The sequence below is a fragment of the Bacillus sp. EKM501B genome (assembly GCF_011800505.1).
Lineage (GTDB): Bacteria > Bacillota > Bacilli > Bacillales > Bacillaceae_G > Bacillus_A > Bacillus_A cereus.
Window position 1 is genome coordinate 58,646 of record NZ_JAALFZ010000021.1, and the last position, 13,506, is coordinate 72,151.

Here is a 13,506-nt window from a genome sequence, read left to right on the forward strand (position 1 = left end):
GTTTTGTTAGTATTCTCTTTTAATTTGTAAAAGAATGAAAAGATATATGCTACAATGTTTTGTTTTAATTATGTAATGAAATTATATATTAACTTTGTTAACTATTCAAGTGTTTAATATGTTACATTTTTATAACTAAAATAACTCCTCGATTGAGGAGTTATTTTTTAAACATTGGATTGATAGCCATCAATTCGTTTTGGATGTGTGTAAATATTACAAGATTCATTTCTAATAAACCCTACGACTGTAATGCCTAAATCATGGGCAAGTTGCAATGCCAGTTTTGTTGGAGCGGATTTAGATAGAACAATTTCACATCCGATTTTTGAAACTTTGAGTAAAATTTCGGATGAAATACGTCCGCTAAATGCGATGATTTTTCCTTTAATGGATATATCGTTACGCAAACAATGACCATATATTTTATCTAATGCATTATGTCTTCCAATATCCATTCTTGATAGGAGGATATTGTTTCGATCACATAGCGCGGTATTGTGAACACCGCCAGTTTGGCGAAATGTAGTAGAAGATTGTTGCAAGGTATTCATTAAATGAAAGCATTCTTCAGGAGTAATTTTTACATGTATATCATGTAAGTCTTTTGCTTTTGCTGCGTCGTTTACGAAAATAAAACCTTGTCTACCTTTTCCGCAGCAAGAAGTGATGTATCGTTTATTATATAAAGTTTGATAGAGCGGATTCACTTTTGATGATTTTACATGGACAATTCCGTTATCTTTTTGAACCCATAGTTCTTCAACATCTTTATAGGAAGAAATAATCCCCTCAGAAATTAAAAAACCAATTACCATATCTTCAATATAATTTGGTGTGCATACGACTGTTACATATTCTTCACCATTCAATTTAATAGTAATAGGAGATTCTGTAACAATCTCATCAAGTTGTTTTGAAAATGTACCAGATTGATAACGTACAATTGTATAAGTCTCTTGCGTAGGCCCCATATTTAATTCCCCTTTTATATGTATTTCTCTCCCACATTTATCATAAAACAATGGAAAAAATAAAAACACCTATTAAAAAGAAGATCACAGATTATTTTGGTTATTATTGTATATGTACGATATAATAGAACTGTAGAATAGTGATATTTTCAAGCTTTCGTAGTTATACCTTATAACATCTAGAATCGACTTCATAAGAAAGTATTTGGGTAGAGCGTTTCAAAAATATGTACAGTAATGCGATTTTGAAAACGGATTCATAATTGTGTTGTACAGTTGGTTGTAAGGAGAGGGGAAACTATGGCAGAACAGACAGTCCGTGTAACCGTCGATGGTAAAGAATTTTCTGCATCAGGTGAAAAGACGATACTACAATTATTTAACGAGAGTAATTTGGAACATCCTCAAATTTGTCATGTACCAGAAGTAGATCCAATTCAAACTTGTGATACGTGTATTGTAGAAGTAAATGGAAAGTTATTGCGTGCTTGTTCAACGAAATTAGAGAACGGTATGCATATCGAAAGACAGTCCCAGCGTGCAAAAGAGGCACAGACTGAGGCAATGGATCGAATATTAGAAAATCATCTATTGTATTGTACCGTTTGTGATAACAATAATGGTAACTGTAAAGTCCATAATACAGTACATATGATGGGAATTGAGGAACAGAAATATCCGTATGAGCCAAAAGTAAGTGCGTGTGAAGTGGATATGTCACATCCATTTTATCGATATGATCCAAATCAATGTATTGCTTGTGGGCAGTGTGTAGAAGTATGTCAAAACTTACAAGTGAATGAAACTATATCGATTGATTGGAGCTTAGACCGTCCACGTGTTATATGGGACAATGGTGTAAGTATAAATGACTCATCTTGTGTAAGTTGTGGGCAGTGTGTAACAGTATGTCCATGTAATGCGTTAATGGAAAAAACAATGCTGGGTGAAGCTGGATTCATGACAGGATTGAAACCGGATGTGTTAGATCCGATGATTGATTTTGTAAAGGATGTAGAGCCGGGATATAGTAGTATTTTAGCAGTTTCAGAAGTAGAGGCTGCGATGCGTAAGACGAAAGTGAATAAAACAAAAACAGTTTGTACATTTTGTGGTGTAGGTTGTTCATTTGAAGTATGGACGAAAGACCGCCACATTTTGAAAGTGCAGCCTGTTTCAGATGCGCCGGTTAACGGTATTTCCACATGTGTAAAAGGCAAATTTGGATGGGATTTTGTAAACAGTGAAGATCGTATTACAAAGCCATTAATTCGCCAAGGAGATACGTTTGTTGAAGCTTCATGGGAAGAGGCTCTGGAAGTTGTTGCATCCAATATGCAGCATATTAAATCAGAATATGGAAGTGATGCATTTGGATTTATTTCTTCTTCGAAAGTAACGAATGAAGAAAATTATCTTATGCAAAAACTAGCCCGTCAAATATATGGAACGAATAATGTAGACAATTGTTCCCGTTATTGTCAATCTCCAGCAACAGACGGTTTATTTAAAACTGTCGGTATGGGCGGGGACGCTGGAACAGTGAAAGATATTGCGGAAGCAGGCCTTGTCATTATCGTTGGAGCAAATCCAACAGAAGGACATCCTGTACTTGCAACGCGTGTAAAACGTGCTCATAAATTACATGACCAAAAATTAATTGTGGCAGACCTTCGTAAACATGAAATGGCAGAGCGTGCGGATTTATTCATTCATCCGCGCCAAGGAACTGATTACGTATGGCTCGCTGGTATTACGAAATATATTATTGATCAAGATTGGCACGATAAAAAGTTCATAGCTGAAAATGTGAAGAATTTTGATGAATATAGCAAAATGGTAGAAAAGTATACGCTTGATTATACAGAAGAAATTACGGGGATTTCGAAAGAAAATCTGAAAGAAATGGCTCGTATGGTATATGAAGCAGATGGTACTTGTGTACTTTGGGGAATGGGTGTAACTCAAAATACTGGAGGAAGTACAACTTCAGCAGCAATTTCAAATCTATTGCTTGTTACGGGTAACTATCGTCGTCCTGGTGCAGGAGCATATCCATTACGCGGACATAATAACGTACAAGGCGCTTGTGATATGGCAACATTACCAAACTGGCTTCCAGGTTACCAAGCGGTTTCAGATGATGCGCTCCGTGCGAAATTTGAAAAAGCATACGGTACTACAATTCCGAAAGCACCAGGTTTAAATAATATTGCAATGTTACTTGCGGCAGATGAAGGAAAACTGCGTGGTATGTATGTTATGGGTGAAGAAATGGCTTTAGTAGATTCGAATGCCAACCATGTACAACATATTTTAGCGAATTTAGATTTCCTTGTTGTTCAAGATATGTTCTTATCGAAAACAGCTCGTTTTGCTGATGTTATTTTACCGGCAGCACCAAGCTTAGAAAAAGAGGGAACATTTACGAATACAGAGCGCCGTATTCAAAGATTATATGAAGTATTGAAGCCGCTTGGTGATTCAAAGCCAGACTGGTGGATTTTACAAAAAGTAGCTCGTGCACTTGGCGGGGACTGGAATTATGAAAATCCAAGTGAAATCATGGATGAAATTGCATCGCTTGCACCTTTATATTCTCAGGCAACATACGATCGTTTAGAAGGATGGAATAGTTTATGTTGGGGTAGCCATGATGGTAGCGATACACCGCTATTATATGTGGACGGATTTAACTTCCCAGATAAACTAGCTCGTCTATCATTAGATGAATGGGTACCACCAGTTGTAGCACCAGATGAGTATGATTTACTTTTAAATAATGGTCGTATGTTAGAACATTTCCATGAAGGGAATATGACGAATAAATCGGCTGGTATTTTATCTAAAGTATCTGAAGTGTTCGTTGAAATCTCGCCTGAACTTGCCCTAGAGCGCAATGTGAAAGATGGTGGTCTTGTAGAATTAGCATCACCATTTGGGAAAATTAAAGTACAGGCACTTGTTACAGATCGTGTAACGGGGAAAGAGCTATATTTACCGATGCATGCAACGGTAAATGAAGAGGCAATCAATATTTTAACTGGAACGGCGACAGATCTTTATACGTGTACACCAGCGTACAAACAAACGATGGTAAAGATGCGTGTACTACGTGAAAAAGGGAATCGTCCGTTACCATCTTCAAACCCGAGAGATAAAAAGCGTAATCCGCAAAATGGTGTTGAAATCGAGCAAAAATGGCAAAGAAAACAATACGTATCACTTGTGGACTAGGGGGCGGAGATAGTGGCGAAAGAAATTACTGTAATTAAAAAGAAAGTTGTAACAGAGGAAGAACAGAAACAGCAAGTAGCAGCTGAACTTCTAAATGAGTTATCTAATAATCGTGAAGCAGTAGAAGAAACGATGCAGCTTTTAGCACAGTTGCAGAAGGCTGGTATATTAGATGCAGCAATTAGTTTACTTGCTGCGAAGGAAGATGTTTCAAAAATCGCTGTGGAGCAATTAAATCGTGAACCAGTTAAAAATGCACTCAACAATATGATGGGGGCAGGAGAAGCGTTATCTTCAGTTGATCCAGAAATAACGAAGCAAATTACGTCAAGTTTAGTTACAGGATTGCAATTTGCAACAGATGAATTAAATAGTGGTAAAAAAACAAGAGTAATGGATTTCTTTAAAGTATTAAAAGATCCTGATATCAATAGAGCTATTACATTCGGTTTTAGCTTCTTGAAAGCATTTGGACAAGGCCTAGAGAAAAAATAGAATAAATGAAAAAGTGATGGGAAGTAGCCATCACTTTTTTCATTATATGTATAAGAGTGTTCATGTTAAGCGGAATATATTATTATTAAAAAGATGGATTAGAACTTGAAATATGGAATCCATCTCAAATACCGTTTTAGAATTTGGAGGAATATATGCAACACCGTAAAAAACTATCTATACCAGGAGTAATGAGACATTCCTTTCAAACAGTTAAATTTGCTTTTTGGAATGTATTAACTTTTCAACTTGCTTATAAATTATTAGCAGCGATTGTGTTTGTTCCACTATTTGGAATCATTTTTAATAAGTTATTGTATTTTGCTGGTTATGCAAATGCGACAAATGATGAATTATTAGCGTTTTTAAAGACGCCTTATGGCATCTTAGCAATCGTAATTTTATCATTGTTAGCACTGTTTCTTATCTTTACAGAATTTGCGGTGCTTATTATTATTTCGTATTTCGCTCATAAAAGACAGAAGGTGAAATTACGTCCGATTTTATATAAAACGGTAACGTATTTACCTACTCTTTTCACATATTGCTTACCAGGATTTATTTTATATGCTGTCGTATTGTTGCCTCTTTTAAATATGGGATATGAAACGGCATTAATCCCGCAAATTCAAATTCCTAACTTTATTACAGGAGAACTGTTTAAGACAACGATGGGACAAGTTGGTTATTACACGTTCTTTGCTGTAGTCGCGTATTTGAATCTTCGATGGATTTTCGTTCTACCCATTGTTGTTTTAGAGCAAAAACCATTTCGCGTGGCAGCACGTAAAAGTGCAACTTTAGTAAATGAAAGCTTTTTTAAAGTACTATTCTTTTTAGTAGGGTTTTTTATTTCAATTGGAATTGTATATGTCGTGTTTTTGGGAATATATTTATTGTGCCTATGGGGTGTTTATGAATTTACAAACCCGAAAGGAACATTTGCATTATTAGCTGAATCAACGATTTCTGTATTTTTAACGAGCACATTGTATTTATTCAGCTTTATCGTGACGCCATTTTATATTATGGCGATTACGCGATTATACTTACAAAAGGTACCGGTTGAGGATGTTTTATTAGAAGAAGGATTAGATTATTCGAAAACGAAAGCAGATAAATGTTTTTTCCAAAAACATCGTTGGAAATTCATTGGCGTATACATTGTAGGAATTATTACTGCCGGAACGGTCGTTGCCTTCATTGTAACGTTTATTTCAAATTCGTATAAAGAACCGATTATTATGGCGCACCGCGGGTATATATCAAAAGGCGTAGAAAATACGAAAGAAGCTGTGCAAGGTGCTATTGATGCAAAAGCAGACTACGCTGAAATAGATGTATTACAAACGAAAGACGGTGAACTAGCGGTTATACATGATTTGAAGCTGAAACGTCTCGCAAATGCCAATGTGCATGTGTCAGATTTAACGATGGCGGAGTTAAGGCAACTTACCCTTAGTCAAGATGGACTTTCAGGACAAATAAGTACACTTGATGAAATCATTAAGCTAGCAAATGGCAAAATCAAACTTAATATAGAAGTGAAGCTTCATGGGGGCGAAAAAGATTTTGTAAACAAAGTCTTAAAAACGATTAAAGATAATGAATTTGAGAAGCAATGTGTAATTCAAACGTTACACTATCCACTTATTAAAGAGTTTAAGCGTGCAAATCCAGATATAAAAGTAGGGTATATATTGTATGCAAGTAGAGCTAACTTAAAGAATGTGAAGGCTGACTTTTACGTAGCAGAAGAATATATGTTAAATAAGAAATTAGTAAAAGAAGCAAGGAAGTTAAACAAACCAATTTACGTATGGACAGTAAATGATATGGAAAATTTAAAGGCATATTATAAGTTGAACGTAGATGGTATCATAACCGATTACCCTGAAGATGCACGTGAAACAATTAAGATGTTAAAAGAGCAAGAAGCGGAAGAAAGTGATCTGTTTGATAAAATTACTGAAACGACAGATGATTTATTTTCTAAGTTATTTATAAGTTACCCAGCTGCTGGCTAAATGCTAGCAGCTGTTTTTTTGTGAAAAGAATATATCTCTAAAGTATTGAGTAAAGTAATAACTGTATATGTATACGTTATCGCTTAGGTTTCTTACATTGTTACATTATTGTCAAATAATAAATGATTGCTGTTTATTTTGAAGCAGTATAATAAAAATAGAGTGAAAGATAATGAAATGACACGAAACCCCTAATAGAATCAATGTTTTATATATTTACACTATTCTAAATATAAAAACTTCAGGAAAATGGTATGTTAGCGTTTTCATAACTTTTAAGTTATGCTAGAATAAGGACATAAGTTATTAATTATTACAAAAAGAAAAAAGAATCTCTTTTTTCTGTTAATTATAAGGGGGCATTTCATTATGCGTATTGGGGTACCAGCAGAAATTAAAAACAACGAAAACCGTGTGGCAATGACACCAGCAGGTGTTGTACATTTAATTCGTAACAATCACGAAGTATTCATTCAAAAGGGTGCAGGTTTAGGGTCTGGTTTCACAGACGCTCAGTATGTGGAAGCGGGAGCAAAAATTGTTGATACAGCTGAAGAAGCTTGGAACATGGAAATGGTTATGAAAGTTAAGGAACCAATTGAAAGCGAATACAAACACTTCAGTGAAGGCTTAATCTTATTCACATACTTACACTTAGCTCCAGAGCCAGAATTAACAAAAGCTTTAATCGAGAAAAAAGTTGTTTCTATCGCATATGAAACAGTACAATTAGAAAACCGTTCATTACCATTACTTGCACCTATGAGTGAAGTAGCTGGTCGTATGGCTGCACAAATTGGTGCACAATTCCTTGAGAAAAACAAAGGCGGTAAAGGTATCTTACTTGCAGGTGTTCCAGGGGTTAAACGTGGTAAAGTAACAATCATCGGTGGTGGACAAGCTGGTACAAATGCTGCTAAAATTGCAGTTGGACTAGGTGCGGATGTAACAATCATCGACTTAAGTGCAGAACGTCTTCGTCAATTAGATGACATTTTCGGAAACCAAGTAAAAACTTTAATGTCTAATCCTTACAATATTGCAGAAGCTGTTAAAGAGTCTGATCTTGTAATCGGTGCAGTATTAATCCCAGGTGCAAAAGCTCCAAAACTTGTAACAGAAGAAATGATTAAATCAATGGAACCAGGTTCTGTTGTTGTAGATATCGCGATTGACCAAGGTGGTATTTTCGAAACAACTGATCGTATTACAACTCATGATAACCCAACTTATGAAAAACACGGCGTTGTTCATTATGCAGTTGCAAACATGCCAGGTGCGGTTCCACGTACATCAACTCTTGCATTAACAAACGTAACAGTACCATATGCAGTACAAATTGCTAACAAAGGCTACAAAGAAGCTTGCCTAGGTAACACTGCATTACTAAAAGGTATTAACACATTAGATGGCTATGTAACATTCGAAGCAGTTGCAGAAGCTCACGGTGTAGAGTACAAAGGTGCTAAAGAATTATTAGAAGCAGAAACAGTATCTTGCTAATAGAAGCATTATACAAAACAAAATCGAACAATATATAAAACAACATGATAAGAGCTAAGAGTGAAGATCTCTTAGCTCTTCTTGGCAAAAGGGGGCATACATCGTGGCCAACCTATTTAAAAAGAAATCCGTTACGCAATTGTTAGGGGAAAGTAAAAGTAAAACTTTGACGAAAACGCTAGGGGCATTTGACCTAACAATGCTAGGGATTGGTGCGATAATTGGTACAGGAGTTCTAGTATTAACTGGATTAGTAGCAGCAAGAGATGCTGGTCCAGCAGTTATTTTTTCATTCATGATTGCAGCCATCGTTTGTGGATTTGCAGCATTATGTTACGCAGAGGTTGCTTCTACACTTCCTGTTTCAGGTAGTGTGTACACATACTCATATGCAACAATTGGTGAGTTTGTAGCTCATTTAATGGGATGGACATTACTATCCGTATATGTTGTAACGACTGCCGCAGTAGCTGGCGGATGGACTGGTTACTTCCATAACTTAGTGAGTGGATTAGGGCTTGAAATTCCAAAAGCACTGCTAACGATTCCGTCTCAAGGTGGTATAGTGAATTTACCAGCAGTTATCGTTACATTAGTTATAACTTGGTTATTATCAAGAGGTACGAAAGAAAGTAAACGAGTGAATAACATAATGGTATTAATTAAAATTGGTATCGTTGTTTTATTCATTGCAGTTGGTGTATTCTACGTGAAACCAGAAAACTGGATACCATTTGCACCGTATGGTTTAAGTGGAGTTTTCGCGGGGGGAGCAGCAGTATTCTTTGCTTTCTTAGGATTTGATGCATTAGCAACTTCTGCTGAAGAAGTAAAAAATCCGCAACGTGATCTACCGATTGGTATTATCGCTTCGTTAGTCATTTGTACAATCATTTATGTTGTAGTTTGTCTCGTTATGACGGGTATGGTTTCATATAAAGAGCTAGATGTACCGGAAGCGATGGCGTATGTGTTAGAAGTTGTAGGACAAGATAAAGTAGCTGGTATAATCGCAATTGGAGCTGTAATTGGTATTATGGCAGTAATTTTTGCTTACATTTATGCAACGACACGTGTATTCTTCGCTATGAGCCGTGACGGTTTATTGCCAGAATCTTTCGCGAAAATTAATAAAAAGACAGAAGCACCAACATTTACAGTTTGGTTAACAGGAATTGGTAGTGCTTTAATTGCTGGATTTATCGATTTGAAAGAATTGTCGAATTTAGCGAATATTGGAGCGTTGTTAACATTTGCGATGGTTGGTGTGTCAGTTATTATTCTTCGTAAAACACATCCAAAATTACAACGTGGATTTATGGTACCACTTGTACCGATCTTGCCGATTATTTCAATTGCATGTTGTCTATTCTTAATGGTAAACCTACCATTAAAAACATGGATGTACTTCGGTGCTTGGTTAGCAATCGGAGTAGTTGTATACTTTGTTTATTCGAAAAAACATAGTCATTTAAAAGACGATGGAAGTTCGCAGGATAATTTAGAACAAGCTAATTAAAGGGATATAAACACAGTAAGCCTTGTGCGTCTAGGGAGCGCGCAAGGCTTTTTCTTTTGTTGAAATAAAGGGAATGTATATTATTTTGTCGAATTTTTCTGTCGGAATATGAAAAAAGGGTGGGAGCGAAATGGAAGAAGCAAAAGTTGTTGTTGGCGCAGAGGGTTATAATAATAACCCTGGTTGGTTACATACGAATGAAGAAGAATTAAATTTATTACGGAGAGAAACTTGGCTTGATAAATTTCAACCTAATTCTTTATCAGTAATTTTGGCAGAACATGTATGGGAGCATTTATCATATGAAGAAGGAATTGAAGCTGCAAAAATTTGTTATGAGTTTTTAATGGAGAATGGATATATTCGTTGTGCAGTACCAGATGCATTTTTTCCAGATGAAGAATATCAGCAAGGGGTACAAGTAGGTGGACCTGGTCCATTAGATCATCCTGCAGCAAGTCATAAAATTGTTCATAGCTATAAAACAATCACGTCCATGTTTGAATCAGCAGGTTTTCAAGTAAGGCTCTTAGAATACTGTGATGAGAATGGTAAGTTTCACTATAATGATTGGAATGAGAAAGATGGATTTATTTATCGTTCGAAACGTTTTGACCATAGAAATCGGGATAATCATTTAGGATTTGTTTCTTTAATTGTGGATGCGGTGAAAAATGAAAAGTAAGTAAAAAGGGGTGTGCGAATTGTGCATCCTTTTTTGTATGAGAATATAGAGAGTGCGGAAAATATGTATACGACTTATTAAAATGTGAACGGAATGTTCATAAAAAAAATTCAGATTTCATTGACACATATGAGTGGGCGCTCATATAATAAGAGTATAAGATATATGAATGATTGTTCATATGTTCAATTAAAGAGGTGAGCTATAATGGCTGGAAATAAAGTAGAAACACCACAAGAGACATGTTCTCAAACGATAATTCATGAAGAAGTTGTAGAGCAAGTAAAACAAACAATTCCAACTGATGAAAGTTTAAGTAAAGTAGCAGAACTATTTAAAGTATTAGGTGACCGTACACGTACGAGAATATTACATGCGCTATTTGAAGCTGAAATGTGCGTTTGTGATTTAGCTTATTTATTAGGAATGACACAATCATCTATTTCGCATCAGCTTCGTGTGTTAAAGCAAGCGAAACTTGTGAAGAATCGTAAAGAAGGAAAGGTTGTTTATTATTCGTTAGCTGACCAGCACGTAATTCATATCTTCGAGCAAGCGTTTGAACACGTAAACGAAGAAGAATAAAAGAACGCGAGGAGGGAGAACGATGGCTGAAGCATTGGTGAAAAAGAAACTGATGTTAGAAGGTTTAGATTGTGCGAACTGTGCAATGAAAATTGAAAAAGGTGTTGGGAATATAGAAGGAGTAAATTCTTGTTCTGTAAACTTCGCAACAAAGACAATGATCTTAGAAACAGCACAAAATAAAGAAAACGAAGTTGTTACGGAAGCAAAACAACTCGTTACAAAATTAGAACCGCATATTAAAGTTCAAGAAGAACAAAAAAATAAAATTGCTAAAGAAGTATTTATATTAGAAGGTTTAGATTGCGCGAACTGTGCAATGAAAATTGAAAATAAAGTGAAGGAAATGCCAGCTGTCTCAGAAGCAACTGTTGATTTCGTATCGAAGAAATTACGAGTAGAAGTTGCGAATAAAAGAGAACTAGAAGCGACTGTAGCAAATATAACAAATGTCGTTCAAAAGTTAGAACCAGATGTGAAAGTTGTTCGTGAAGAGAAGAACGGTCATGACCACGGACATAGTCACGATCATGGTGAAGCAAATGTGAAAAAGATGGTAGGGAGATTAGTGGTCGGCGGAATTTTGACAGCAATTGCTGCATTAGCGGGCTTACCACAAATGGTAACAATTCCGTTATTCGTCCTTGCTTATTTATTAATAGGTGGAGATATCGTTTGGAGAGCGATAAGAAACATAACTCGTGGCCAAGTATTTGATGAAAACTTCTTAATGGCAATTGCAACTGTAGGAGCTTTTGCAATTCAACAATATTCTGAAGCTGTAGCAGTAATGCTATTTTATCAAGTAGGAGAACTATTCCAAAGTATTGCGGTAAACCGCTCCCGAAAATCAATTACTTCATTAATGGATATTCGTCCTGATTATGCGAATGTAAAGGTTGGAAATGAAACGAAGCAAGTATCACCAGAAGATGTACAAATTGGCGATTATATTATCGTTAAGCCAGGTGAGAAAGTGCCGTTAGACGGAAAAGTAATTGAAGGAACATCAATGGTAGATACTTCAGCGTTAACAGGTGAATCTGTACCACGTGAAGTAGAAGTTGGAAATGATGTATTAAGTGGCTTTGTGAACCAAAATGGTGTGTTGACAATTGAAGTTACAAAAGAATTCGGTGAATCCACTGTATCGAAAATTTTAGATTTAGTTCAAAATGCAAGCAGTAAAAAAGCACCAACGGAAAACTTTATTACGAAGTTTGCACGTTACTACACTCCAGTTGTAGTTATTACAGCGGCGATCATGGCGTTTATTCCACCACTTATTTTAGAAGGAGCTACATTCTCTGAGTGGATTTATAGAGCTTTAGTGTTCTTAGTAATCTCTTGTCCATGTGCGTTAGTTGTATCCATTCCTCTTGGATTCTTTGGAGGTATCGGTGGTGCATCTAAAAGTGGTGTGTTAGTAAAAGGTAGTAACTATTTAGAAGCTTTAAATGATGTAAAATATATTGTTTTTGACAAAACAGGAACATTAACAAAAGGTGTTTTCAAAGTTACAAAAATGGAACCGAGCGAAGGTACTACAAGTGAAGAGTTATTAGAGTATGCGGCATTTGCTGAAGTATATTCTAACCATCCAATTGCCCAATCTATTCGAAAGGCATATGGAAAATCAATTGATGAAAAAATAATCGATGATTATAACGAAATTTCTGGTCACGGTACAGTCGTAAAAGTACAAGGAAAAGAAATTTTTGCAGGTAATGCAAAATTAATGAGAAAAGAAAATATTGAATTTAAGCAACCAGAAACAGTAGGTACATTAGTTCACGTTGCTGTAGATGGAAGATATGCAGGTTATATTGTTATCTCTGATGAGGTAAAAGAGGATTCGAAACAAGCGATTCAAAAGTTAAAAGAACTAGGTATTAAAAAGACAGTAATGTTAACTGGTGATGCAAAACCAGTTGGTGAAGCTGTCGGTAAAGAATTAGGCTTAGATGAAGTTCATGCGGAATTACTACCGCAACAAAAAGTAGAAGAGATTGAAAAAATTGATGCAGCGAAGCACGGAAAAGAAAAAATTGCCTTCGTTGGTGACGGTATTAACGATACACCAGTATTAGCCCGTGCAGACGTTGGTATTGCGATGGGTGGTTTAGGATCAGATGCAGCAATTGAAGCGGCAGACATTGTTATTATGACTGATGAGCCTTCAAAAATTGCGACAGCTGTAAAAATTGCAAAACGTACAAGAAGTATAGTGTGGCAAAATATCATCTTTGCTCTAGGTGTAAAAGGGATCGTTTTATTACTTGGTGCTTTTGGTATTGCAACAATGTGGGAAGCTGTTTTCTCAGATGTTGGTGTGACACTACTTGCAGTGTTAAATGCAATGCGTGTATTACGAGTGAAAGATTTATAAAAAAGAGGACGCAACCTGGTCATCTCCCTGTCAAGTAGACAGAAATAAAAAGAGTATTATGCCACGGCCTTTTCCCGATATTCTATCGGGGA

9 protein-coding genes are annotated in these 13,506 nt (G+C 36.0%); 8 read left to right on the top strand and 1 reads right to left on the bottom strand.

Translation table 11 applies throughout. The annotated features are described in order from the left end of the window. Positions 1 to 167: 167 nt before the first annotated feature. Positions 168 to 974, bottom strand: coding sequence for a formate dehydrogenase accessory sulfurtransferase FdhD (fdhD, locus tag HFD78_RS25045; protein WP_000529230.1), 807 nt, complete (start codon positions 972 to 974; stop codon positions 168 to 170). 300 nt (positions 975 to 1,274) lie between these two features. Here fdhD and fdhF point away from each other — a divergent pair, with 300 nt between their 5' ends. The 8 genes from fdhF (at position 1,275) to HFD78_RS25085 (ending at position 13,414) form a co-directional block, all read left to right on the top strand. Further along, positions 1,275 to 4,211, top strand: coding sequence for a formate dehydrogenase subunit alpha (fdhF, locus tag HFD78_RS25050; RefSeq protein WP_000840674.1), 2,937 nt, complete (start codon positions 1,275 to 1,277; stop codon positions 4,209 to 4,211). 12 nt (positions 4,212 to 4,223) lie between these two features. Further along, the gene (locus HFD78_RS25055) at positions 4,224 to 4,706 is read left to right on the top strand and encodes a helical membrane plugin domain-containing protein (RefSeq protein WP_001040536.1); all 483 of its coding nucleotides are present in this window, start codon (positions 4,224 to 4,226) and stop codon (positions 4,704 to 4,706) included. A gap of 155 nt (positions 4,707 to 4,861) precedes the next feature. Continuing rightward, positions 4,862 to 6,733: a glycerophosphoryl diester phosphodiesterase membrane domain-containing protein gene (locus HFD78_RS25060; RefSeq protein ID WP_001164707.1), complete on the top strand. Its 1,872-nt coding sequence runs from the start codon at positions 4,862 to 4,864 to the stop codon at positions 6,731 to 6,733. A 369-nt stretch (positions 6,734 to 7,102) separates the two neighbouring features. After that, complete coding sequence (ald, locus tag HFD78_RS25065) at positions 7,103 to 8,236, top strand: alanine dehydrogenase (RefSeq protein ID WP_001219744.1); 1,134 nt, start codon at positions 7,103 to 7,105, stop codon at positions 8,234 to 8,236. Between the two features lie 103 nt (positions 8,237 to 8,339). Then, positions 8,340 to 9,755, top strand: a complete 1,416-nt coding sequence (locus tag HFD78_RS25070) for an amino acid permease (RefSeq protein WP_001284887.1) — start codon at positions 8,340 to 8,342, stop codon at positions 9,753 to 9,755. A 130-nt stretch (positions 9,756 to 9,885) separates the two neighbouring features. Then, on the top strand, positions 9,886 to 10,440 hold the full coding sequence (locus tag HFD78_RS25075; protein WP_000390572.1) for a class I SAM-dependent methyltransferase: 555 nt from the start codon (positions 9,886 to 9,888) through the stop codon (positions 10,438 to 10,440). A 207-nt stretch (positions 10,441 to 10,647) separates the two neighbouring features. Next, positions 10,648 to 11,025, top strand: coding sequence for an ArsR/SmtB family transcription factor (locus tag HFD78_RS25080; protein WP_000918378.1), 378 nt, complete (start codon positions 10,648 to 10,650; stop codon positions 11,023 to 11,025). Positions 11,026 to 11,047: 22 nt separating this feature from the next. Then, entirely contained in the window at positions 11,048 to 13,414 is a 2,367-nt protein-coding gene (locus HFD78_RS25085) for a heavy metal translocating P-type ATPase (RefSeq protein ID WP_000796560.1), read from the top strand. Positions 13,415 to 13,506 lie beyond the last annotated feature (92 nt).

Bases quoted from the DNA above. Each gene is read 5' to 3' on its own strand.
- ald (WP_001219744.1), top strand. From the start codon at position 7,103: ATGCGTATTGGGGTACCAGCAGAAATTAAAAACAACGAAAACCGTGTG.
- HFD78_RS25080 (WP_000918378.1), top strand. From the start codon at position 10,648: ATGGCTGGAAATAAAGTAGAAACACCACAAGAGACATGTTCTCAAACG.
- HFD78_RS25085 (WP_000796560.1), top strand. From the start codon at position 11,048: ATGGCTGAAGCATTGGTGAAAAAGAAACTGATGTTAGAAGGTTTAGAT.
- HFD78_RS25060 (WP_001164707.1), top strand. From the start codon at position 4,862: ATGCAACACCGTAAAAAACTATCTATACCAGGAGTAATGAGACATTCC.
- fdhD (WP_000529230.1), bottom strand. From the start codon at position 974: ATGGGGCCTACGCAAGAGACTTATACAATTGTACGTTATCAATCTGGT.
- fdhF (WP_000840674.1), top strand. From the start codon at position 1,275: ATGGCAGAACAGACAGTCCGTGTAACCGTCGATGGTAAAGAATTTTCT.
- HFD78_RS25075 (WP_000390572.1), top strand. From the start codon at position 9,886: ATGGAAGAAGCAAAAGTTGTTGTTGGCGCAGAGGGTTATAATAATAAC.